The sequence below is a fragment of the Pseudomonas sp. Z1-12 genome (genome assembly GCF_051132015.1).
Lineage (GTDB): Bacteria > Pseudomonadota > Gammaproteobacteria > Pseudomonadales > Pseudomonadaceae > Aquipseudomonas > Aquipseudomonas zanjanensis.
In genome coordinates, this window is sequence record NZ_CP071647.1 from 4,216,806 (window position 1) to 4,239,438 (window position 22,633).

The 22,633-nt window shown below is 56.5% G+C and carries 21 protein-coding genes; 19 read left to right on the top strand and 2 right to left on the bottom strand.

From position 1 onward, the window contains the following. Nucleotides 1–230 precede the first annotated feature (230 nt). Nucleotides 231–1,409: a fumarylacetoacetate hydrolase family protein gene (locus J3P85_RS17805; RefSeq protein WP_434702748.1), complete on the bottom strand. Its 1,179-nt coding sequence runs from the start codon at nucleotides 1,407–1,409 to the stop codon at nucleotides 231–233. 120 nt (nucleotides 1,410–1,529) lie between these two features. Between J3P85_RS17805 and J3P85_RS17810 the strand changes: the two genes are divergently transcribed. The 18 genes from J3P85_RS17810 (at nucleotide 1,530) to J3P85_RS17895 (ending at nucleotide 21,209) form a co-directional block, all read left to right on the top strand. After that, nucleotides 1,530–2,516 (top strand): LysR family transcriptional regulator, encoded by a 987-nt coding sequence (locus J3P85_RS17810; RefSeq protein WP_434702749.1) that lies wholly within the window; start codon nucleotides 1,530–1,532, stop codon nucleotides 2,514–2,516. 123 nt (nucleotides 2,517–2,639) lie between these two features. Then, nucleotides 2,640–4,187 (top strand): UxaA family hydrolase, encoded by a 1,548-nt coding sequence (locus J3P85_RS17815; RefSeq protein ID WP_434702750.1) that lies wholly within the window; start codon nucleotides 2,640–2,642, stop codon nucleotides 4,185–4,187. Between the two features lie 60 nt (nucleotides 4,188–4,247). Then, the gene (locus J3P85_RS17820) at nucleotides 4,248–5,828 is read left to right on the top strand and encodes an aldehyde dehydrogenase (NADP(+)) (RefSeq protein ID WP_434702751.1); all 1,581 of its coding nucleotides are present in this window, start codon (nucleotides 4,248–4,250) and stop codon (nucleotides 5,826–5,828) included. Between the two features lie 283 nt (nucleotides 5,829–6,111). Next, nucleotides 6,112–7,548 carry an MFS transporter gene (locus tag J3P85_RS17825; RefSeq protein ID WP_434702752.1) on the top strand — a complete coding sequence of 479 codons (1,437 nt, stop codon included), beginning with the start codon at nucleotides 6,112–6,114 and terminating at the stop codon, nucleotides 7,546–7,548. 116 nt (nucleotides 7,549–7,664) lie between these two features. Beyond that, the gene (locus J3P85_RS17830) at nucleotides 7,665–8,552 is read left to right on the top strand and encodes a shikimate dehydrogenase family protein (RefSeq protein WP_434702753.1); all 888 of its coding nucleotides are present in this window, start codon (nucleotides 7,665–7,667) and stop codon (nucleotides 8,550–8,552) included. A 6-nt stretch (nucleotides 8,553–8,558) separates the two neighbouring features. Next, entirely contained in the window at nucleotides 8,559–9,578 is a 1,020-nt protein-coding gene (locus J3P85_RS17835) for a Gfo/Idh/MocA family protein (RefSeq protein ID WP_434702754.1), read from the top strand. Between the two features lie 762 nt (nucleotides 9,579–10,340). Further along, on the top strand, nucleotides 10,341–11,093 hold the full coding sequence (locus tag J3P85_RS17840; RefSeq protein WP_434702755.1) for a hypothetical protein: 753 nt from the start codon (nucleotides 10,341–10,343) through the stop codon (nucleotides 11,091–11,093). Between the two features lie 108 nt (nucleotides 11,094–11,201). Continuing rightward, nucleotides 11,202–11,432, top strand: coding sequence for an AlpA family phage regulatory protein (locus J3P85_RS17845; RefSeq protein ID WP_434702756.1), 231 nt, complete (start codon nucleotides 11,202–11,204; stop codon nucleotides 11,430–11,432). 4 nt (nucleotides 11,433–11,436) lie between these two features. Beyond that, entirely contained in the window at nucleotides 11,437–12,279 is an 843-nt protein-coding gene (locus J3P85_RS17850) for a ParA family protein (RefSeq protein ID WP_434702758.1), read from the top strand. An 85-nt stretch (nucleotides 12,280–12,364) separates the two neighbouring features. Next, entirely contained in the window at nucleotides 12,365–12,574 is a 210-nt protein-coding gene (locus J3P85_RS17855; RefSeq protein WP_434702760.1) for a hypothetical protein, read from the top strand. 14 nt (nucleotides 12,575–12,588) lie between these two features. Then, the gene (locus tag J3P85_RS17860) at nucleotides 12,589–14,151 is read left to right on the top strand and encodes a ParB family protein (RefSeq protein ID WP_434702761.1); all 1,563 of its coding nucleotides are present in this window, start codon (nucleotides 12,589–12,591) and stop codon (nucleotides 14,149–14,151) included. Further along, on the top strand, nucleotides 14,148–14,696 hold the full coding sequence (locus tag J3P85_RS17865) for a DUF2857 domain-containing protein (RefSeq protein ID WP_434702762.1): 549 nt from the start codon (nucleotides 14,148–14,150) through the stop codon (nucleotides 14,694–14,696). Before J3P85_RS17860 ends, J3P85_RS17865 begins: the two co-directional genes overlap by 4 nt. Then, nucleotides 14,693–15,880, top strand: coding sequence for an STY4528 family pathogenicity island replication protein (locus J3P85_RS17870; RefSeq protein WP_434702763.1), 1,188 nt, complete (start codon nucleotides 14,693–14,695; stop codon nucleotides 15,878–15,880). The genes J3P85_RS17865 and J3P85_RS17870 overlap by 4 nt, the downstream gene beginning before the upstream one ends. A gap of 144 nt (nucleotides 15,881–16,024) precedes the next feature. Then, nucleotides 16,025–16,780: a PFL_4669 family integrating conjugative element protein gene (locus J3P85_RS17875; RefSeq protein ID WP_434702764.1), complete on the top strand. Its 756-nt coding sequence runs from the start codon at nucleotides 16,025–16,027 to the stop codon at nucleotides 16,778–16,780. Then, a complete protein-coding gene (locus tag J3P85_RS17880) occupies nucleotides 16,777–17,295 on the top strand; it encodes a DUF3158 family protein (RefSeq protein WP_434702765.1) in 519 nt (172 codons plus the stop codon). The genes J3P85_RS17875 and J3P85_RS17880 overlap by 4 nt, the downstream gene beginning before the upstream one ends. Continuing rightward, nucleotides 17,292–17,747 (top strand): single-stranded DNA-binding protein, encoded by a 456-nt coding sequence (locus tag J3P85_RS17885; protein WP_434702766.1) that lies wholly within the window; start codon nucleotides 17,292–17,294, stop codon nucleotides 17,745–17,747. Before J3P85_RS17880 ends, J3P85_RS17885 begins: the two co-directional genes overlap by 4 nt. A gap of 372 nt (nucleotides 17,748–18,119) precedes the next feature. Beyond that, complete coding sequence (locus J3P85_RS17890) at nucleotides 18,120–18,926, top strand: oxidoreductase (protein WP_434702768.1); 807 nt, start codon at nucleotides 18,120–18,122, stop codon at nucleotides 18,924–18,926. Nucleotides 18,927–19,241: 315 nt separating this feature from the next. After that, nucleotides 19,242–21,209, top strand: a complete 1,968-nt coding sequence (locus J3P85_RS17895) for a DNA topoisomerase III (protein WP_434702769.1) — start codon at nucleotides 19,242–19,244, stop codon at nucleotides 21,207–21,209. A 43-nt stretch (nucleotides 21,210–21,252) separates the two neighbouring features. Here the strand turns inward: J3P85_RS17895 and J3P85_RS17900 are convergent, their stop codons facing one another. Beyond that, nucleotides 21,253–21,510, bottom strand: coding sequence for a hypothetical protein (locus J3P85_RS17900; protein ID WP_434702770.1), 258 nt, complete (start codon nucleotides 21,508–21,510; stop codon nucleotides 21,253–21,255). 208 nt (nucleotides 21,511–21,718) lie between these two features. Here J3P85_RS17900 and J3P85_RS17905 point away from each other — a divergent pair, with 208 nt between their 5' ends. Then, the gene (locus tag J3P85_RS17905) at nucleotides 21,719–22,060 is read left to right on the top strand and encodes a helix-turn-helix domain-containing protein (protein WP_434702771.1); all 342 of its coding nucleotides are present in this window, start codon (nucleotides 21,719–21,721) and stop codon (nucleotides 22,058–22,060) included. Nucleotides 22,061–22,633 lie beyond the last annotated feature (573 nt).

Here is a 22,633-nt window from a genome sequence, read left to right on the forward strand (position 1 = left end):
GGAACACCGTTCCAATAGTATGCAGGCGCCATCCGATAAGTCAAACCGCTTGTCTCTGGTTGGCTTTCTCGGGACAGACCCGGCCACGCAGCCGGGTCTTCAGAGCGTGGCACGCCCGACAGATATTAAAGGCCGGACCCTCAGGTCCGGCTTTTTATCAATAGACGTACGCCTGTGTAGGTTCAATCTTCGCGGAAGAACGCCCAATGCCTCTCACCACCGCGCCTTACCTAAAGCAGTCCGCGGGCAGCAAGATTGTGCATCAACGCTCGCAAGCCAAACGTCCAAGGTGCGGCCTCATGGCTGTAGGTGACGGTGTTGCGCAGCGTGCCCAGCAACGGGCTCCCTATGCTGACCTCATCACCCTGGTTATGGGTAAAGCCACTTCCCGGCTCTGCACGATCCTGGGTAGGCGCGAACAAGGTCCCAAGAAAAAGCATGAAGCCATCGGGGTATTGGTGATCGCCGCCGACCGTCTGAGCCACGAGATCCAACGGGTCACGGCTGATCAGCGCCATGGAGCTGCTGCCTTTAAGGATGAACCCGTCATCGCCCCGGACGTGCAAATCCACGACGCAATTGCGCACGTCATCGAGGGTAAACGCTTCATCGAACAGACGAATGAACGGGCCAATCGCACAGGACGCATTGTTGTCCTTGGCCTTGCTCAACAGCAATGCGCTGCGGCCTTCGAAATCACGCAGATTGACGTCATTGCCCAAGGTGACGCCATGCACTTGGCCGCGACTGTTCACCGCCAGCACGATCTCCGGCTCTGGGTTGTTCCATTCGGACTTGTGATGGATGCCGATTTCGCTGCCGCTGCCCACGGCGGACAGAACCGGTGCCTTCGTGAAAATCTCCGCATCCGGGCCGATACCGACCTCCAGGTATTGCGACCACATACCCTGCTTGATCAGCACCGTTTTAAGACGCATCGCTTCTGGCGAACCCGGTTTGATGGCCCGCAAGTTATCGCCTATGGCTTCTTGCACCAGATGGCGAACACTTTCGGCTTTGGCGGCATCGCCTCGGGCCTGCTCCTCGATGACCCTTTCAATCATGCTGGAGGCGAACGTCACCCCGGCCGCCTTGATGACTTGCAGATCTGCCGGGGGCAGCAGCGATGCCTTGCCGGGATCGGCATGGCTGCCGGTGTTCCCAAGCAATTGCTCGACAGTCCCGATGTACCTGCCAGCCGCCTGACGAACAGCCAACAACGGCGAGGTGTGTTCCAGCAGTTCGCTTATTGTCGAAAAGACTTCAGAAAGATCAAACACACCGTCATCGCGCAGCACCACCGGCGAAGGGCCGGCAATCGCCCCCGGGATCCAGGCACGGCCGATCAGCGTTCCGGCCACGCCATCCATGGGCAGGGTGTTTTCGCGCGTCAGTTTCACATTCGCCATAGAGCTTCCAGATCAGTCGGCCATCAGAACCGTAAAACTAATGGACTGCCCCCGTAAATCCCAATGAAAGAATCTCACTAATCAATGCTGTTTTGTTATCGACAGACAAGGCCTTATCAGATGGAAAACGACCAAATCACTTTTGCCAGTGTTTCCCGCTGGCTGAAGATCAAACATTTGGTACTGGTCAATAGCCTGGCCAAGACCCGCAATATGCACACCACTGCAGAACATATGAATGTTACGCAGCCTGCCATCAGTAAATTGCTGCGCGATCTGGAAGTTCTTCTCGGCTTTCCGCTGTTCGAGCGTCAAACGCGCAGCCTGGTTCTTACCGAACTTGGGGAATTCGTGGCCCGTTATGCGCGTATTACCTTGGAAGACACGGAGTCATTCGTTGACCAGGTCAACAAGTTGCGAAAAGGCGGGCATGGTCATTTAAAAATCGGCACCATTTTCGCCGCAACATCAGTGGTGCTGCCTGAAGCCATCGCCAGCATAAAACGTGAGCGTCCCCTCCTCTCTATTGAGGTGATCGAACAAACCAGCAACCACCTGCTGGAAATGCTCGAACAAAAGAAACTCGATTTGATCATCGCGCGCTTCACGGATGAGGATTGTCAGCCTTTCGAATTCACCTCGCTGGGACCTGAACCCTTCTGCCTTGTCGTGAACAGTGCACATCCTCTGTGCCAACTTGAAGCGGTCCCCATCGAAGCACTCAGCGAATGGCCATGGGTCATGTATCCGTTTAATACGCCGATCCGACAACGCATGGAGCGCGCGTTCAGGACGTTCAAGATCGCCCCGCCGACCAACACGGTGGAGACCATTTCGATGCAAACCTTCCTGCAGTTGCTTCAATCCGGGCCAATGCTCGCCATGCTCCCCGAGTCCATGGTCCAGTCACAACTGCAAAATGGGCAGCTTCAAATCCTCAACACACCCTTCAAAGTTGAATCCCAGGATTACGGGGTTATCACTCGCAAGGATGAGCCCCTGTCAGAGCCAACGCGGATGTTTGTTGCGACCTTGTTGGAGTTCGCCAGATTGCGGCAAACGGCTCCAGAGAAGAGGCGCAGCAGCGAGCCCCGTAAAAGTCGATGAGGCAAAGTTATCGAGCAATCGAAAGCTCTCATTAGGCAGCCATTTCTATGAATCCTATAGTGCCGGCACAAAAGTGCGGCGCCATGAGTGACCGCGCACCACCCAGCAGCCCGTGAGGATGCGATGGAACTGATCATGAAAACCGGCGCAGCAGCTGTGCTGCGTTTGAACCCACTGGACGATGTGCTGATCGCACGCCGACCGCTACTCGCTGGCGAAATTCTCGAGCAGGAAGGCGTGACCGTCCGGCAGGCGATTGTGCCGGGCCATAAAGTGGCCTCCCGGCGTATCGAAGCCGGTCAACCGGTCAGGCGCTATGGGCAAATCATTGGTTTTGCGGTGGTCGACATAGAAGCCGGCGAGCATATCCATGTGCACAACCTGGCCATGGGGGAATTCACTCGAGATTATGCTTTCAGCGTCGATGCCAAGCCCAACGTCAAACCGAGTGAAGCCCCGTCGTTCATGGGGATCGTGCGCGCGGATGGACGCGTCGCGACGCGCAACTACATCGGCATTCTTACGTCAGTGAATTGCTCTGCCACAGTCGCCCGGGCCATCGCAGACCATTTTCGTCGGGACATCAATCCCGCTGCACTGCAAGCGTGTCCAAACGTCGACGGTGTGGTTGCTCTGACGCATTCCGCCGGCTGCGCCGTCGACCCTGCAGGTGATGGTCTGAGCATGTTGCGCCGGACGCTTGCCGGATATGCAACCCATCCCAACTTTGCGGCCGTACTGGTGATTGGGTTGGGCTGCGAGACGAATCAAATCGACTCATTACTCACGACCCAAGGGTTAACCCGCAGTCATACGCTGCGCACGTTCAACATTCAGGACAGTGGCGGTACGTCCAAGGCCATCGCCAGTGGCATTGGCCAGGTGAAGGAATTGCTTGGCGAAGCCAATCAGATTCAGCGCGAACCGGTCAGCGCCCGCCATCTGACCGTCGGGCTCCAGTGCGGTGGCTCGGATGGCTACTCCGGTATCACTGCCAACCCTGCGTTGGGCAATGCGGTAGACCGCCTGGTCGCCTGCGGCGGTACCGCGATTCTTTCCGAAACCCCGGAAATATACGGTGCCGAACACTTGCTGACGCGGCGGGCTGTCAGCCGTGAAGTAGGCGAAAAACTGATCGCTCGAATTCATTGGTGGGAAAGCTACTGCGAGCGTATGGGGGCCGAGTTGAACAATAACCCCTCTGCCGGCAACAAGGCCGGTGGCTTGACCACCATTCTGGAAAAGTCCCTGGGCGCTGTGGCAAAGGCTGGCTCGAGCAACCTGATGGATGTCTACGAATACGCTCAGACCATCACGTCCAACGGGCTGGTTTTCATGGACACCCCTGGCTATGACCCCGTCTCCGCAACCGGCCAGGTCGCTGGCGGTGCCAACCTGATTGCGTTTACCACCGGGCGCGGATCGGCCTATGGCTGTGCCCCTGCCCCATCAATCAAGCTGGCAACCAATAGCGCCTTGTGGGCTCGTCAGCGAGAAGACATGGACATCAACTGCGGCGAAATAGCCGAAGACACGTTGACCATCGAAGCGTGCGGTGCAGTGATCTTTGAAACCATGCTGCGCATTGCCTCGGGCGAACGCAGCATGAGCGAACAACACGGATACGGACAAAATGAGTTCGTGCCTTGGCAGATCGGCGCCGTCACCTGAGTTTCAGTCCTGGGAACGCCTTGCCCAGCTATCGCTTACACCTTCAATCTGGAGACAACCATGCCTCTCATCACCGGCCAGAACTTTATCGGCGGTCATCGCAGCGCCGCGGGCACCATCATCGTCAAGAGCGTGGATGCCAGCACGGGGGAAACCTTACCCTATGCGTTCCACCAGGCGACAGCGCAAGAAATCGAGGACGCTGCCCATGCAGCCAACAACGCCTTCGCCAGCTACCGCAGTCTGAGCGCGAGCAAACGGGCTGAATTTCTCGATGCCATTGCTGAAGAGCTGGAGGCTTTGGACGAGGAGTTCATTGCCCTGGTATGCCGTGAAACCGCATTGCCTGTAGCGCGTATCCAGGGCGAACGTGCACGCACCAGCGGTCAAATGCGCTTGTTTGCAAACGTACTGCGGCGCGGTGATTTCTATGGCGCTCGCATCGACCAGGCATTACCCCTTCGCAAGCCGTTGCCGCGCCCTGACCTTCGCCAGTACCGCACCGCCGTCGGTCCGGTTGCGGTGTTTGGTGCCAGTAATTTTCCGCTGGCCTTCTCCACGGCCGGCGGCGATACCGCCTCTGCGCTCGCGGCGGGTTGTCCGGTGATATTCAAAGCCCACAGCGGCCACATGGCGACTGCAGAACAGGTCGCCAACGCGATTATCCGGGCGGCCGAGCGTAGCGGCGTGCCTGCCGGTGTCTTCAACATGATTTATGGCAGTGGCGTAGGCGAAGCCTTGGTAAAACACCCGCTCATCAAGGGTGTTGGTTTCACCGGTTCGCTCAAAGGCGGTCGAGCATTGTGCGACATGGCCGCCGCTCGCCCCGAGCCCATTCCAGTCTTCGCCGAGATGTCGAGCATCAACCCGGTAGTGATCCTGCCTCAGGCGCTGTCGCGTCGAGCTGATAGCATCGCTCACGATCTTGCCGCCTCGGTGGTTCAAGGTTGTGGCCAGTTCTGCACCAATCCCGGCCTGGTGGTTGGCATTCGCTCGGATGCATTCAGTGCTTTTCAGGAAAGAGTGGCAGCGTTGGTGAACGACCAACCGGCACAGACAATGCTCAATGCTGGCACCCTGCGCAGCTACGTGGCTGGCTTGCAGAACCTGCATGCGCACCCCGGCATCGCGCACCTCGCTGGCAGCACCCAACAGGGGCACCAGGCCCAACCACAGTTGTTCAAGGCCGACGTAGAGTTGCTACTTAACGGCGACAAGGCTCTTCAAGAAGAAGTCTTCGGCCCCACGTCTATCTTCATCGAAGTCAATGACCAGGCCCAACTCAACGCTGCCATCAGTGCCCTTCATGGGCAATTGACCGCAACCTTGATCGGTGAGCCAGAAGACCTTACGCAATTCTTAGAGTTGACTGCTTTGTTGGAGGTGAAGGTAGGTCGCATCCTCATCAATGGCTACCCAACGGGTGTCGAGGTCTGTGATTCAATGGTGCACGGCGGCCCTTATCCTGCGACTTCCGACAGTCGCGGCACCTCGGTCGGGACCTTGGCCATCGACCGCTTCCTGAGGCCGGTCTGCTTCCAGAACTACCCTGATGCATTGCTTCCCGATGCGCTCAAGAATGCCAATCCGTTGAACATTTCGAGGCTCGTCGACGGTTGCCCCTCGCGAGACAGCTTGTAGGTTGGCAAGCGTGCAACACGCGATGTAGAGGGACTGATGAAGACGCGCGGACTAGCCCGCCTCAAGGTCACCCCGCTTCTTTTTCACCCTGTTCGCTCAATTGCACGAGCGGGCTTTAGGGTGCCCGCTCGGCTTAGCGAGGACGCCCTTCACACATCACCAATAACCTGCGTTCCCTTCATCGACCAAGGAACAACTTCCTTGACAGGGCGGCAAACCGCGTAACAGAATTACTGATGGAACGAAGTTACAATAACAACAATTGAGAAACCGGAGACACGTCATGAAGCAGAGCATTCCGATCGACGCTCATTCCAAAGGCCAGTCAAAGAAAGCCGCAGCCAGCGGTTGGATCGGCTCGGCACTGGAGTATTACGACTTCTTTATTTACGCGACTGCGGCGGCCTTGCTGTTTCCACAGCTCTTCTTTCCATCTGACAACCCTGCGGTCGGCATCATCGCCTCTCTGGCCAGCTTTGGTGTGGGCTATATCGCCCGGCCGATAGGCGCCGTTGTCCTGGGGCATTTGGGTGATCGCCACGGCCGTAAAAAGGTCCTGGTCTACTGCATGTTCCTGATGGGCTTCTCGACGATGTGCATCGGACTTCTGCCGACGTACCAACAGATAGGGATCTGGGCACCGATGCTGCTGGTGACGATGCGCTTGATTCAGGGGTTTGCGGTGGCGGGGGAGATCTCCTGCGCCAGCTCCATGATTCTTGAACACGCGCCATCCGGTCGTCGTGGTTACTTCGCGAGCTTTACCCTTCAAGGGGTCCAGGCCGGGCAGTTACTCGCGGCAGCCGTCTTCTTGCCTCTCGCTCATTTTATGCCAGCAGATCAGTTCAATTCCTGGGGCTGGCGGGTTCCGTTCCTGCTCAGTGTCGTCGTAGTCATCATGGGCTACGTCATTCGTCGCCAGGTGGATGAGACGCCGGCATTTGCCGAGCAAAAAAAGCTAGGCGAAGAAGCTTCTGTTCTGCCGGTTGTTGAAGTCATCCGGCAGAGCTGGGGTGATCTCTTGCGTGTGATCTGCATGGCACTTGCCGCGGTGATCGCCATCGTCGCCTCGGTATTCGGCGCTACCTATGCGGTTCAACCGGCCTATGGAATCGGATTCCCTGCTGGCATCTATTTGTGGATTCCGCTGTTGGGCAACATGTGCGCGGTGATCCTGATCCCCTTCGTCGGTAACCTCTCGGACAAGATCGGGCGCAGGCCCCCCGTCATAATTGGCGTTCTCTGCGCAGGACTGCTTTCGTACGCGTACCTGTACGCTATCAGCGTCCACAACCTGTGGCTCTCGCTGGTACTCTCCGTACTCATGTGGGGCGTCGCTTATCAGGGGTTCAACGGTGTATTCCCGAGCCTATTTCCCGAATTGTTCCGCACGCGGGTGCGTGTGACCGGCATGGCCATCGGACAGAACATCGGGACCGCGATGACCGCGTTTCTCCCAGCAATTTTCGTCACTGTCGCGCCTCCCGGCTCCGAGAATATCCCACTGAAAATCGGTTCTCTTACATTAGGTATCTGTGCAATCGCTGCAATCGCGGCGTTCACTACGCGTGAAACCTACCGGATTCGCCTTGAAGATCTCGGCAAGCGCAACGCAGTGCCTATGGCCAAAGAAGAATACGATCGTATGCGGGACGAAGCGATGCAGGGCACAACTCAGGCAGATGCACCGAAGGATCTGGCTAGCCAACTGCGCTCGTAACAACTTTCGATGATCACACTGGTGCGACCATTAGGTTTTCGCGACCCACATAGGCCCGGCGGGCAGAGCACCATCATGCGGCAGGCACTGCCAATGCATAGCCCTCGACGCTGTGCATGGCCCAAGCAGCCGCCGGGACGCCTCTTCCCGTCAACATCAAATATCAGGCAACCATGGCCTCACATATCACAGGAACAACTCGGCTTTATGGATTGGTCGGCCATCCGCTGACGGCTGCCAAGTCTCCGCAATTATTCAACCGACTCTTCATGGAACAGCAGGCAGACGCGGTTTGTATTCCATTAGCGGTCAAGGCTGATGATCTGCCCGCGTTCGTGAAGGGTGCCAGAGCGCTGAACAATCTTGCCGGCATCCTGGTCACCATGCCTCACAAGCAAAGGATGCTGGCTGTTGTCGACGAACTTCATCCGACTGCACGTCAAGTCGGTGCAATCAATGTCATCCGTTGCGAGGCGGACGGACGCTGGGTCGGCGCCGTATTCGATGGCCTCGGCTGCGTGCTTGGCATGCAATGGGAAGGCTACCATCCAGCGAACAAAAACGTTCTTTTGGTCGGTGCTGGAGGCGCAGGCAGAGCGATCGCATTTGCCGTCGCGTCGGCGGGCGCGCAATCGCTCACTGTCTCCGATGTCGACGAACACCGCGCCGAGGAGCTGGCGAAATCCGTTGCTGCCGAAACAGGTTGCATCACGCATTTCGGTCCACCCGACCCACACGGCTATGAAGTCGTAATCAATGCCACGCCGCTTGGTATGAACAGGAATGATCCGATGCCTGTGGACCCCGAGCGGCTCCAGCCCGGCACCCTCGTCGTGGACATCATCAACTCGCCGGACTCGACACCGCTTTGCGAGGCTGCGCGTAAACGAGGGTGCCATACCCAGGACGGTGGCCCCATGCACAAAGGTCAGGCGTTGCTTGCACTGCGCTTCCTTGGGTTCGATTACCACCCCGATAACGTAACGGCACCGCGCCAGGAGTGAGTACATATGAAAGTCGCGTTACTGGAGGTCGGCCATTGGCATGTCCCGCTGTATCTGAATGCTCTTGAGACCCCTGGGGTCCAAGTGGTGGCCGTATCGGATTCGGAGCACGTGAAAGGCGAGGCCATTGCCGAGCGATTCAAATGTCCTTTGTATAGCTCATCCTATGAGTTGCTTGAGCGCGAAGAGCTCGATTTTGCTTTCGTGTTCGGCAGGCATTCGCAAATGCCGTCGCTGGCAGAGGCCGTGATCGCACGAAACATCCCCTTTGCCCTGGAGAAACCCTGCGGCATCAACATGGCGCAGGTCACCCGGCTATGTGAGCTGGCCGAGCAAGCCAATCTCTACTGCGCTGTACCGCTGATCTTCCGCATGAGTGAACTGCTGAGTGCTCTGCAAGATGCTGAGGGACGCTTGGCCACAGACTTCAACTACATGTCCTTCCGTTTCATCGTAGGTCCGCCCGCTCGTTATGAAACGGCAGGCTCAGGCTGGGCCATCGATCCCGCTTTTTCAGGAGGCGGATCAACGATCAACGTGGCTACACACTTCATCGATCTCTTCAGGCTATTGACTGGTAAGGAGGTCTCGCGAGTATCAGCCGTCATGAACTCACTGACGCATCGCGGTGCCGTCGAAGACTATTCGTTATTGACCCTGCAGACTGAAGATGGCGTGATCGGCGTTGTGGAAACGGGATACAGTTTCCCCAGTACCGCCGACGAACAACGAGAGTTCTCCTTCACCCTTTCATCCGATCACATGTACGCCAAATCCGGTCCTGACCGAATCGAAATAAGGGATCGACAGAACCTTTCCGCCGGTACTCGAAGCCGCCGACTGCAGCTGGACACTGACGTCTATTACCCTCTGTTCGTCAAGCAAGTACTTGCTGAGTGTCGGAATGGGGCCAAGCCAATCGCATCGTTACGCGACGCCGAGGCAATCATGCAGGTCATGGACGCGGCCTACGCTTCAGCTCGGCAGGGAGGTACGCTTTTGACGCTCACGCCGACTCCTGAATGATCTCCCGAAACAGCATGCAGGCGGCGCCCTCGGCAAAGCCGAAACTGACGGACGGCGCACAATGGATGGGTGAAGACCTGACCAGAAGAAAACCGGAAACCTGCTGCGATGCTGACTCATGGTGAACTCTCAACACAGAGTCATATTGACATGTGATGTTTATCGTCATTAGTCATGACATGGGACAAGGCCCCGCAAATGAGGGTGAAACTGAGTTTTGGAGCTTTTTCGACAACATTGGAAATGTGCAACCAGGGGAATGGCGAACGGAAAGACGGTTGACAACTCGTGACTAATTTGTAGGATAGTCACGAACTTGGCCATTCGAGGAAATTCACGTTTCTCCTCGCCGGGCGTCCAGCAGCGTTCCGGTGTGGTTGATAACGCGCCGCCGCTCCACCTGCTTATCCCACTTACGGCCTTAACCGGCCGTTTTTTTCTGGCTTAGATGTTCGGATTCGAAGGCGGGCACTATATCGCTCAAAAATCCACGTTATATCCGTTTACGAGAAATTGTAATGAGCGTCATGCCCAAATAGCTGTTCAAACTGACAGGGTTAAACTCCGCAGTAACCCGATACTTACAACGCGTGTAGCCCCCTGCGACGGTCCAATCTCTCCGACTTATCAGCCAGGCAGGATATAAGAAACTTGCAAACAATCAGAAAAACACAGGACAGCAACCGCACGGAAGCCTAGGTCACGATATTAGATTTTTCGACAGTACCTAGCGGGTCTGCCCTTTAATAGGAAGCTACCTCTATGTACGGATCTAATAGTTTTAACTCCTATGAAAAGCTCTTCTATAGACCCATCGAAGCGGCCATACGCTGGTGTGGCTTGATAGATTACGAAGCCAAGATTCTCGAGTTAGCTTGGGATAGCCCTGAGCGTCTCATCACAGCCTTCCCACAATGGCCATTCCTTTACAAGAAGTTAGAAATAATCCTGGATGCCATACGAAATCAGGACCTGCGCTACGGTGCTTTAGGCACCACCGTTCCGCCAGGAACACCTGTTGACTTCAAGCTGCTGACCATCCGACATTCGGATTTAAAGTCATGGGTACTTCATCGATACCCAGATCAGCGGCCGTCTTTCCTTTTTCATCCAACCGCCCCTGACGAAGCTGTCCGTTATGACACCTACCTTATCCTCCAGGCGGATAGGGAAGCTCTTCAGGTACAGTTGAAAGCAGCCGAAGCGAGGCTTCAGGAGTTGATTGACGAACTAACCGCCGCTGGACTGGAGCGCGAAAGCCTTCGCTCGCTTGCCGAGAATAAAAAAGACGTGAGCGAGCAGAGCAAAGCCAGCTTCCTCAACATCATTGGAGCGCTAGTCGAAACCATGCTCGGCTCCTCCGAAGCCGGAAGACGTCATTCGATATTCAACAGCCAAGCCTCAATCGTCGACTCTATAACCGCGCACTACGGAGAGGTTCCTGGGCTAGGTAAACGTTCATTGGATGAAAAATTTGCGGCTGGTCGACGTAGTCTTGCCCAAGCCAGGCGGTAAGGATTGCATTGCAATACCGTCAATTGCATTGCAATGACTAGTCTCATTTTCTGATATTGAATTCAGGTCACTTCCCAGATGCGCCAACCGACGCCAGGAGCGACCAGCATGTCTAGCCAATCCTCATCCTTCGTTGAAGAAGCTCAACCACAGGTCGAACGCCACATCATGCGGCGTGACGAGGTGGAGCGAAAAACCGGCTTCAAACGTGCGCATATTTATAACCTGATGAAGGAAGGCAAATTCCCTCAAGCCAAGCGCATTGGATTGCGTGCTGTGGGCTGGGACTCGCTGGAGATCGAACGGTGGGTTACCGAGCGTTTGGCGCAGCGGGGCTGATGCTATGCGCGTGGTATCGGTGGTTTCCACTAAAGGTGGAGTAGGCAAAACCACACTAGCCGCCAACCTCGGCGGTCTGCTGGCGGATGCTGGTCTACGCGTCCTACTGCTCGATCTGGATAGCCAACCCACCCTCTCTAGCTATTACGTCTTGAGCCAAAAAGCTGTAGCTGGCGCGTACGAGCTCATTGCCCTCAACTTAACAACGCCTGCACAAATCGTTTCCAAGACCATAATCGTAGGGCTTGATCTGATCATCTCCAACGACGCTCAGGGACAGTTAAGTACATTACTGCTGCACGCCCCTGACGGGCGATTACGGCTGCGCAATCTGCTCGACGATTTCCGCCCCCGTTATGACCTGCTTTTGATCGACACCCAAGGCGCACGCAGCGTGCTGCTGGAGATGGCCATCCTCGCCTGCGATACTGCCCTCTCCCCCATCACACCGGAAATGCTAGCCGCCCGCGAACTGCGTCGCGGCACTTTGAGGCTGTTCGGTGAACTCGAACCATTTCGCCACCTGGGTATCACGCTGCCACCGTTACGACTGCTACTGAACCAGGTAAATAGCATCCGAGTAGACACGCGAATGATCATCCGTGGCTTACATGACGCCTTCACTGGTGCCCCCAACATCTCAGTCCTAGACACAGTAGTTCCGGACCGAGTGGCTTATCTCAACGCCGCCTCTCTTGGGCTACCAGCCCACCGAATCGAGACTCGCCAATCAGGTCAACGACGCTCACGACCAGCGCTGGAAACCATGCAAGCGCTAGCCATCGAATTGTTTCCAGAATGGCGTGAACTGATTTCTAAAGTGAGCAGATACGCAGAGGTTCGATAAGGCGAATCCCCGAAACCCGTATTTCCCCCCAGGCCATTTTGTTTGTTCAAACTTGAGGCCAACAGCGTTGGCGAGGAGTCTTTTAATGTTGGATCAGTTCCCCATCATCGTTCAGCCATCCATTCGACAAGATCATCCACCTAGCGAGGAATACTGCACCGTAGTCTTTCGCCTGCAGCGTGGGAGATCGGTCATGGGTTGGTTTCTAGCGGAACTGTCTCGGTATTTCGAAAGTTCGGGAACAGCCGAAATCGTTAAGTTCGAGGTTGGTGACCATTTGCGTAACCGGCGTTAACTGAGGCTTTTCCAATGAAGAAGCTCAGTCAAGAGGAGATCACCGACAAACTGCACCAGGACCATTTTTCTAGAGGCCCAGAGCTGGAACGACTGTCCGATCCAGTCATCGACACCCCCATGCTGGTCACGCTGGAGCAGTTACGGCCCTACGAACACAACCCACGCTTCATCCGCAATCCGCTTTATGAGGATATAAAAGCCTCGATCCGTGAACGCGGGCTGGATCAACCGCCGCCGATTACCCGTCGCCCGGGTGAAACCTATTTCATCATCCGCAACGGCGGTAATACGCGATTGGCGATTCTCGGCGAGCTATGGCAGGAAACCCACGATGAGCGCTTCTTTCGCATTCATTGCCTGTTCCGGCCCTGGAGCAATGAAGTCACCACCCTGCTCGGCCATCTGGCCGAAAGCGATCTGCACGGCCAGCTCACCTTCATCGAACGTGCTCTGGCAGTAGCCAAACTCAAAACCATGCTCAAATCGGATGGAGCAGCGCTCTCGCAACGCGAACTGGCGCGCCGTCTTGCCGCTGGAGGCTACCCCATTTCACAGTCGCACATCAGCCGGATGCTCGACACCCTCGAATACCTACTGCCTGCCATCCCACAAACCCTATACGCCGGGTTGGGCAAACCCAAAATTGAACGCCTGATCGCTCTACGTAGCCAGGCTGAACAAACCTGGAATCGTTATCCAACCGACGCCACATCGTTTCCCGAGTTTTGGCTCGACACCTTGGGCCAATTTGATGCTGCCCCGGATTCCCTCGATCTTGAGCAAGTCCAGGATGAATTGCTCGAACGAATGAGCCGCTTACTCGGACAGTCCTACCGCATGTTGGCTCTGGAACTGAGCGATACACAACGGCCCATCCGGACGCCTGTCACGCCCTCAGAGAACAGCCATCCGCCAAACACTGCTGAAACCGCAACTGGCCCTCTCTCGCCCGAATCAACTGAGACCAGAACCCAGACCGAAACAGCGCAAGAGGAGCCGCTCACACTGCCCGAAGTGAATGTCCCACCAGCAGTCAACCCTCCGTCACGTGTCCAACAGATTCGCGAACAGATTGATCGCGATACTGCCCCCGAACCAGCACCAACCGTCGAAATCTGCACGTTCGACGATATCTGGATTATCGCCCCAACACTGGATACCCCCGAGCAGCTGCGATTTGCCATTGCTGGACTGGCTCGGGAAATGGCGGCCTATGCCGGACATCCCGAGAGCATCATCGATCAGAAGTGTGGTTTGGGCTTCGCCCTCAACATGGAGCAACTGGATTTTTCGGCGCCTCGTGCGACCGGCGTTCACCTAATGCTCCTTGCCCTACTGCGCGCTCAAGACGAAGTGAACTGGGAAGATCGCAAGCAATTGCCCTCAGCCCTGTTCGGCCAACTGCTATTGGGGGTGTATCAGCTCCCGCTGACAGATCGTCCCGCCGTGGACGTAGGACTGGAGCGATTGCCCGACGCTCTACTGATAAAACTGTATCGCCTCATTCGCTTAGCCCGGCGCCTGGTCGACTTAACGATTGCCCCTGAAGACAACTCACCAAGGGAGCTGCCATGAACCTGTCCTTCAATGTGCTCAACCAGGCCATGCTGACCCAGGTCCTTCACGAGGTGCGCCTGGGCAACTTGCAACGCTGCAAGGCACTCGGACTGGGTGAAGAGGACATCTACCTGCTGCAATCTTTGCCGCCTACCACGCTGTCACGCCTGGCCCATGCCACCGTCCCCTGGGTTGAGGTCAAGATTGATTCGCCGGTGCTACATCGTTTGATCGACCAGGCCGAACGCGACGAGCAGAATGAGCGCTTGATCAACCGAGCGCTCAAGCTTGGAGCCAGCAGTACCATCATGTATCAGTGCTTCGGCTTGGCACATTCGGAAACCGCCCTACGCCGACGCCTGCTCAAGATAGAAACCCGTAAGGGGCGCCCACAGAACTTGAGTGAAGCGCAGGAACACGCGCTCTGGCAGCGTTGGTGCCAATTGCGCGCTCAGGACGGTGCCGAGGATCAGCTCGACGCCATGATGATGTTGGCGGAAGAGCAGCAGATCAGCTTGACCATCGTTTGGCAGCAGATCGACCATTACAGCAACAGAACATGAACACCGCCCCCTACAGTCGCTGGCAACGTGTCCTGCAGCAATGCACCCAGCAGCTGAATGAACGCTGGCCCGCACGCCCCACCACTGAACCACCCTCCAACCAGGCTCTACAGGCTGGCTTTCTGTTCAGTGGCCAATCACACGAAGTCGTGCCGCGTCGCTTGCTCCTGGATTGTCGGCTGACTCCGCTGGAACGTAATGCATGGCAAGTATTTCGACTTATGCTGCAAGGCCAGGGAGTGGTCACACCGCGCTACGAAGATCTGCAACCTTACCTGTCCAGCGTACCCTATGGTGTAACAGCCTCCCGTGAAACCATCGCTCGCGTCTTGACGATGCTCAGGCTGACCCGCTGGCTCAGCTTGGTGAGTCGTGGCCGCGATCAGCTCAGCGGGCGCCTACAAGGTTCTCTGTACGTTCTGCACGATGAACCGTTAACCCCCGCCGAAGCCATGGAGCTGGATCAGGATTACCTGGAGCTAGTCGGACACGCCCTCGATCATGCAACCAAGGCGGTGCGAATTGTCGCTCAGCATGTTTTAGAAGAACTCCGCCAAGACACCGATATCGATCTGGGTCGACTCCCTACCCGGCTCGACAGTTGGAGTGAACATTGGAAACAACAAGGATTGGATCAGGCGACCGATGGAGCGTTACACGATTCCGAACGGGGTGGCGACCACCCCGTTCGGAATCGTGTGGAACCTCGTTCGGATTCCGAACCGGGTCTGAACGTCAATGTTTCCGGCACTGTTCGGAATCCGAACGCCGCCTGTACTGTATTAAAAGAAAGTATTCGTACTGTACCGCGCGCGACCCCAGCGGTGGATAACCTGCACTGGCCCGCTCCACTGCAACTGAGCCCAAACGAACGTCAGGCCATCGCCGTGGCGTTGAACAAACTCAAACCAGCGGAGCGGCAGGCGGTGCTCAACGAAGCGGGCGCGCGCTGTGCGGCCGGCGGAATCCGTAAGCCAGCGGCGTATTTGATGGGCCTGGTCCAGCGAGCGCTGAAAGGCGACTTTCGTCCTTGGGCAGGTCAGGTTGAATCGTTAGCCATTGCAGAACCGCCACACGCCCCTTCAAGCCGAGCAAGGAAACAGGGCGAACCCGCCTCTGCCCTGGCCCAGGCGTGTCTGAAAGAGTTGCGTCAGCTGCGCGGCAAACGCCCTGGACGTCAGTAGATTTGATGCCACTGGCATCATTGCCGAGCGTCTCAGAAATTAGCCGTCTCGAACCAAACCGAACAGACCGCATTCAGCTTTTTGGCTGCCCTTGGGCTTCATCTGTCGCAACGTCCTCGTCCAAGCCTATGCGAGGACAACACCGTGGCCGATCACTACCAGCTCAACCTGGGCTCATTGCGCAGCAGCATCACCCTGACACTGCACACCCACCACGCCGCCCGTATCTGGCAGGGTCGAACCGCACGTGAAGGCGTCCACTCGATCATGGGCATGGCCGGCTACATCAGCGTCACCAATCTGATCAAACAAGCCGCAGCACAGGACGATCCTTACGCTGACTGGGCTATCGTGCAGCTCGAAGAAAAACTGCTACAGGCCAAGGCTGGGATGCTCGAACTGACCCAACAATTGGATCGGATCAGACGAGACCTGCCGACGCAGATCGACATGAGCGACAACCTCAATATCCACCCCGTCACCTTGCCCTTGTACATCGGCAGCCAACTGGGATTTCTCGCCGTCTACCTGCTGACGGACTACGACACGCTGGTGCGCCACACTCTGTTGGCCCACCACACCGCCTTGATTGGTCGCAGAGACATGGAAGCCTGGATCGACGACGGTGCCCATCTGCTGCGCAGCCTGTTCGGCCAGGCGCAGCGTTATCGACTTGCAGGTGTCACACGCGATGATATGGCTGCGGGCAATGCTCGCGCCCTGGCGGCCATGGAGAAATTCGGATCGCCTCCCACGGACATTCTTGAGGGACATCGCCGCTCCCAGTTCGCGCCACCGATCACTCGTCGTGGCTCTGTGACAGTGGATGACGCTGATGCGTTGGTGGACGACGCGGTAGTCCCATCTACGGCAGTGGATGGGCTGGAGGACGAAGTATGAGTCCCATGACACCGGCTCAACCATTGCCCCTCGAAGCATTGACACCGGACACCTATCGCCGACTCGAATACGCTGCCTCCCTAAAAGGCCTTTTAAAACCTTTTAAGGGTAAGGGAGAGCTGGAGCACCTGGCGCAGATGGCGAGGGAAACCGAGGCGCAGTTAGCTCACCTGATGGAGGCTGTGGTGCAGCAAGCCGGACAACCTCCCTACTCACTGCTGGATATTCGATTGGTGCTGCAAAACACCAGCGCAGGAAGCACCTTTTTACGTTGGCGTACCCGTGACTTCGCTCGTATGGGGGTTGCGGTCTGGGAACGCCAAGTCACCAACAAGGCCTTGCCGCAAGCCATACGCGAGGAATTGCACCGTTTCGAATGCGAGCGCATTGCGCTGAACTTGCAGATGAGCGTGGTGCATTCGCTCTACCGTCAGGCATTGACCTGCGCGATCAAAATGGCCAGTGCCGAACGGCTAATGCGCCAACTCACAACCTCAGTGGAGATACCAGGATGAGTACTTTTTTTGTCGGCGAAGGCAACATTGGCAGTGCGCCAGAGTTCCAGGAATTTTCATCAGGCAATGACGAGCCACGACGTTTGCTACGGCTGAATGTGTACTTCGACAACCCGGTGCCACGCGAGGGCAGTTTTGAAGATCGGGGCGGCTATTGGGCGCCAGTTGAGCTCTGGCACCGCGAGGCTGAACACTGGAGCACGCTGTACCAGAAAGGCATGCGCGTGCTAGTCGAAGGCCGCACCGTGCGCGACGAGTGGGAGGACAGCGAAGACAATACGCGGGTGACCTTCAAGATCGAGGCCCGTCGAGTCGGTATCCTACCTCACCGCGTGCACAGTGTGATCATGCGCGAACGATCCAGTGAACCGGCCGCAACTACGACAAAGGTCGCTCAAAATACAGAGCAAACCAGTTCACCCGCGTCGAAGCCAAAAAAGCGCAGTGAGTAATCACTATGCCGAAGACGACCTAATCTGATCGAACAACACACCTTCCACAGCATTAACACTCAAGTTATTCCTGAGCGGCACGCGGCACAACGACTCAGCCTGGTGCCGCGCAGCTTACCCCAAATGCGTCGAGCCATTGTGACCATTGACCAATTCAGTCACATGGCACAAAATGAGAAAATTCACCACTTCGTCGACGGAACTCTTATGTCTATTCAGTACCTGGGGACGCTTCACCGGCGATATCAGCGCGGACACCCCACTGACATTGGTGATCCTGTCGGCCATGTATTCCATCTCATTCCGGACAAGGCAGACGCCATCGTCACGCTGATCCACTGCTCTCCCACCCTATCTTGATAAGGAACTGCCATGTCCACTTCCAAAATTGTTCTCGTGACCGGCGTGTCGTCCGGCATCGGGCGCGCCACCGCCTTGAAGTTCGCAGCGCAGGGCTGCCGCGTATTCGGCAGTGTGCGCAATACCGCCAAAGCACAGCCGATACCCGGTGTCGAGCTGGTCGAAATGGATATCTGTGACGATGCATCGGTGCAACAAGGAATCCAAACCGTTGTCGCCCGGGCCCAGCGCATCGACGTGCTGGTCAACAATGCGGGCGTGACCCTGCTCGGCGCAACAGAAGAAACCTCGATCGACGAAGCCAGAACACTGTTCGATACCAACCTCTTTGGCATTCTGCGCACGACCAAGGCGGTGCTGCCATATATGCGCGAGCAGCGTTCTGGTCGCATCGTCAACATCAGCTCAGTGCTGGGCTTTCTGCCTGCCCCGTACATGGCTCTGTATTCGGCGTCCAAGCATGCCGTTGAAGGACTGTCCGAGACCTTGGATCACGAGGTTCGTCAATTCGGAGTTCGCGTGGCGCTTGTCGAACCATCCTTTACCAAAACCAACCTGGATATCAATGCTCCCCAAACTGCTTCCAAGATATCCGATTACAGCAAAGAGCTTAGTGTCGTTTCCCAAGCAATCCAAAAAAATGTCCAAAAAGCACCCGCGCCCGATAGTGTTGCCAACACAGTAGTCGATGCCGCTTTGGGTGCATGGAAGATGCGCCGTACGCCAAAAGGCGAGGCATCTCTTCTGGCCAAGTTGCGCCGCTTCATGCCTGCTGGCCCGGTCGAAAAAGGCCTTAGGAAAACATTTGGGCTCGCCTGAATCGCTGTCCAATCTTCCAGCAACTGCAAGCATTCAAAGCGCTTGGTTCTGATATCGCAGGTTCTTTCTGCGGCTTCGGCCGTCGTTTCGCCGAAACCGCGTTTTCGCGCATAGACAAAGTCGGGCCAGTGCTCAAAACGCCGATACCTTGGCCGTCCTAGGTGCCGTCCACGGCTATGCGATCCTGGGATAGCAACATCGGACCATTCAAGGTTGACCTCACCGATTAATATGAGGAACCTGCCATTCAGGTTTCTCATATCTCGCATTGCTGTTTCCAACAACGCTGCTCCGAACTCAATCCGGAGCAGTTCTATGCGTCTCTTCCTCTGCGAGAAACCGTCCCAAGGTCGGGACATCGCCAAGGTACTCGAAGCCAGCCGACGTGGTGAGGGTTGCCTGATCGGCCCCGAGGCAACCGTCACCTGGTGTATCGGCCATCTGCTGGAGACAGCCCCACCTGAAGCCTATGGAGATCAGTACAAATCCTGGTCGCTGGATCATCTACCGATCATTCCCGAGCAGTGGCAGGTCGAGGTCAAGCCCAAGACCGCGGCACAGTTCAAAGTCATCAAACGCCTGCTCAGGGAAGCCACCACCGTCGTCATCTCCACCGACGCCGATCGCGAAGGTGAGATGATTGCCCGCGAGCTACTGGAGCTCTGCAACTATCGAGGTCCCGTTCAGCGCCTATGGTTATCCGCACTCAACGAAGCATCGATTCGCAAAGCACTGTCCTCGCTGAAGTCTGGTCAGGAGACCTTGCCACTCTACCACTCAGCCCTCGCCCGCAGCCGCGCTGACTGGCTGATAGGCATGAATCTCAGTCGGTTGTTCACCCTCCTCGGACGGCGGGCAGGTTACGACGGTGTATTGTCGGTTGGACGCGTCCAAACACCCACGTTACGTCTGGTGGTCGATCGGGATCGAGCAATTGCCAGCTTCGTCTCGGTGCCCTACTGGGACGTGGACGTGCATCTCTCCTCAATGGGGCAACCATTCACCGCGTCGTGGATACCACCAAGCTCAGGACAAGACGAGGCCGGTCGTTGCTTGCAGCAGGCGCTTGCAAGACGGTCCGTCGAAGCGATCTCTAGAAGGGAGACCGCCACCGTACTTTCGCTGCAGACTGAACATTTCCGCGAAGCCCCGCCCCTCCCCTTCGACCTGAGCACACTGCAAGAAGTCTGCTCACGCAAGCTGGGACTCGGCGCTCAGGAAACCCTGAACATCTCCCAAGCCCTCTATGAAGCCCACAAAGCCACTACCTACCCGCGCAGCGATTGCCGCTATTTGCCAGAGAGTATGGTTAACGAGGTACCCACAGTTTTCGATGCCCTGCTCAAAACGGATCCCGCGCTACGACCTGCGCTCGGAAGCCTCGATCAATCATTGCGCTCTAGCGTTTGGAACGAGGCCAAGGTCACCGCGCATCATGCCATTATCCCCACCACTGAACCGGCGAACCTGACGCGGATGTCTGAACAAGAGCGTGATGTCTACGAACTGATCCGTAGCCACTACCTCGCGCAATTTCTGCCGCACCATGAGTTTGATCGAACACAGGTCGAACTGGAATGTGGCGAAGAACGATTGACCGCCGTTGGCAAACAGATCCTGGTCCAGGGCTGGAAAGGCTTGCTCTACGAACAGACTGAAGAAGATGACCTCAGTCACACGTCCCAGGTCTTACCAGTCTTGCAACAGGGTACTCAATGCACCGTGGACGACGTCGAACTCAAGTCCATGCACACCTCCGCACCCAAACCTCTCACCGAGGGCGATCTGATCAAGGCGATGAAAAATGTGGCCAAACTGGTCAATGACCCACGCCTGAAACAAAAACTTCGGGACACCACCGGTATCGGTACCGAAGCTACACGAGCGGGCATCATCAAGGGGTTGATTGATCGCGGTTATTTGCTAAAGAAAAAACGCGCCTTGATGGCCTCGGCAGCGGCCCATACCCTGATCGAAGCGGTACCCGTTGCAGTTGCGGATCCGGGTATGACCGCGATCTGGGAGCAGGCCCTGGACGAAATCGAAGCGGGACGATTGACCCTAGATGCGTTCGTCGCCAAGCAAGCGAATTGGATAGCGCAGCTGGTCGCACGCTGCGGCTCACTTACTTTAGCCATGCCTATCGAAGCCGGTCCGGTGTGCCCCATTTGCAACGCCTCAATGCTCAGGCGTAAGGGAAAATCAGGCCCGTTCTGGTCATGCTCACACTATCCGAACTGTAAGGGCACTGTGCCCATCAGAAAAGATACGCATCGCCCGTGACGCGTCATTGGAGATCAACATGAGTGTTGGAGCGATGTACGGGTCAGTGCATCATCAACGGCGGCTGCCCCCTCTCCAATTCACTTAGTGGTTGTCCAATTTCACGGGCCAAGGCGAGACCTGTCGCAATCCATATCTGCCCCAATTCGTTGAACGCTTCTAGGTGAGCAGGATTTTCGTTGAGCCAGTGGACAAGACTCTCGAAATGCTCGGGATTCTCAGGGCAATCATGAATCTTGATGAACAGCTCCAGTGTTCGATCCCAGATCCGATCCATATCATCCTTGCTCTCCTCTTCCATGCTCAACCAACCCTCAGCTTGGCCCTATCAGACCGTTCATTCTCACTGGCCATCTTGGAGTCTGATCCTGGAGGAACAGAAGCCTCGTCGCATTACACAGCTATTTCAGCCAATATAACAACCTAATAAGTCGATACTCAACCGTTAAGGATGTTCATGTCAATGGGTCTTTGCTCAACCATTCGGGTTGAATTGGAGAACTCATCACTTGGCACATAAACATCCAACCCAAGCCCAAATCGGGCGCATTATCGCGAAGCACCGAACCCAGCGGAATCTGACCCAGGAGGAGGTGGCTGAACGCCTGGGGATTGGCAGCGAGGCCATTTCGCGCCTTGAGCGGGGTGTGGTGGAGCTTTCCGTGGTCAAGCTGATGCAACTAGCGGACATCTTCGACTGCCGGATGGATGAACTGCTGACGGAGACGAGCAATCGCCCAAACGACCAGGGCCAGATGATCGCGGGCCTGCTGAGCGGCCTTCAAGAAAGAGACCGTGCCTTTATCCTGACGACCGTCGAACAGCTAGCCGCTCATCTCAGTAGCAAATAACGTCTTTACCCGCTGGGTTGACGGCGTCCCGTCCCCTCTGCTGTAGTGCCTTAGGATCATCGCTACGGCGACCCAAGACCGATTCGCTCCGGGTAGCTCGGTCGGACTTCTTGAGTTCGGAGCCCTCTCTTCTGCGGAATGTCATTCCCGCTTTGTGCTCGACCTGATCGTGGTGGCGGATGACCGCTGTTGCCTTTGCCAGGCATTAGCGGTCATCCGCTACGGCGATCGCATTCAGTCCCGGAGCCCACCGGGGAAACACTGGGCACCCTTTGTGCGCGGATGCGTGCCAGCATATTCCGACCCAGGCCACGACAAGGGTCGGTTGGCGAATCATGGCGCAGTTAAATCAAGTTTTGCGAGGAGCTTGTCGACTGCAGAAGTTCGCCAAAGGTGGTTTTTCTCTTCCTCGCCTGGCACCCGCCAGGCCCACTCTTCACTTTTTTTAGTCCAGTAACTGCCACTGCATTCCGGTCATAAAAAATCAGCTTGCGGCGTCTTGACCCTTCCCTGTGACAGGCTTATACAAAGGGTGTGGTTCGCTGTCGTTGACAGCCCAGCCCAGGTAGCTTG

Bases quoted from the DNA above. Each gene is read 5' to 3' on its own strand.
- J3P85_RS17890 (WP_434702768.1), top strand. From the start codon at position 18,120: ATGTCCACTTCCAAAATTGTTCTCGTGACCGGCGTGTCGTCCGGCATC.
- J3P85_RS17815 (WP_434702750.1), top strand. From the start codon at position 2,640: ATGGAACTGATCATGAAAACCGGCGCAGCAGCTGTGCTGCGTTTGAAC.
- J3P85_RS17845 (WP_434702756.1), top strand. From the start codon at position 11,202: ATGTCTAGCCAATCCTCATCCTTCGTTGAAGAAGCTCAACCACAGGTC.
- J3P85_RS17840 (WP_434702755.1), top strand. From the start codon at position 10,341: ATGTACGGATCTAATAGTTTTAACTCCTATGAAAAGCTCTTCTATAGA.
- J3P85_RS17860 (WP_434702761.1), top strand. From the start codon at position 12,589: ATGAAGAAGCTCAGTCAAGAGGAGATCACCGACAAACTGCACCAGGAC.
- J3P85_RS17895 (WP_434702769.1), top strand. From the start codon at position 19,242: ATGCGTCTCTTCCTCTGCGAGAAACCGTCCCAAGGTCGGGACATCGCC.
- J3P85_RS17820 (WP_434702751.1), top strand. From the start codon at position 4,248: ATGCCTCTCATCACCGGCCAGAACTTTATCGGCGGTCATCGCAGCGCC.
- J3P85_RS17885 (WP_434702766.1), top strand. From the start codon at position 17,292: ATGAGTACTTTTTTTGTCGGCGAAGGCAACATTGGCAGTGCGCCAGAG.
- J3P85_RS17825 (WP_434702752.1), top strand. From the start codon at position 6,112: ATGAAGCAGAGCATTCCGATCGACGCTCATTCCAAAGGCCAGTCAAAG.
- J3P85_RS17850 (WP_434702758.1), top strand. From the start codon at position 11,437: ATGCGCGTGGTATCGGTGGTTTCCACTAAAGGTGGAGTAGGCAAAACC.
- J3P85_RS17865 (WP_434702762.1), top strand. From the start codon at position 14,148: ATGAACCTGTCCTTCAATGTGCTCAACCAGGCCATGCTGACCCAGGTC.
- J3P85_RS17900 (WP_434702770.1), bottom strand. From the start codon at position 21,510: ATGGAAGAGGAGAGCAAGGATGATATGGATCGGATCTGGGATCGAACA.
- J3P85_RS17870 (WP_434702763.1), top strand. From the start codon at position 14,693: ATGAACACCGCCCCCTACAGTCGCTGGCAACGTGTCCTGCAGCAATGC.
- J3P85_RS17805 (WP_434702748.1), bottom strand. From the start codon at position 1,409: ATGGCGAATGTGAAACTGACGCGCGAAAACACCCTGCCCATGGATGGC.
- J3P85_RS17830 (WP_434702753.1), top strand. From the start codon at position 7,665: ATGGCCCAAGCAGCCGCCGGGACGCCTCTTCCCGTCAACATCAAATAT.
- J3P85_RS17880 (WP_434702765.1), top strand. From the start codon at position 16,777: ATGAGTCCCATGACACCGGCTCAACCATTGCCCCTCGAAGCATTGACA.
- J3P85_RS17835 (WP_434702754.1), top strand. From the start codon at position 8,559: ATGAAAGTCGCGTTACTGGAGGTCGGCCATTGGCATGTCCCGCTGTAT.
- J3P85_RS17810 (WP_434702749.1), top strand. From the start codon at position 1,530: ATGGAAAACGACCAAATCACTTTTGCCAGTGTTTCCCGCTGGCTGAAG.
- J3P85_RS17855 (WP_434702760.1), top strand. From the start codon at position 12,365: ATGTTGGATCAGTTCCCCATCATCGTTCAGCCATCCATTCGACAAGAT.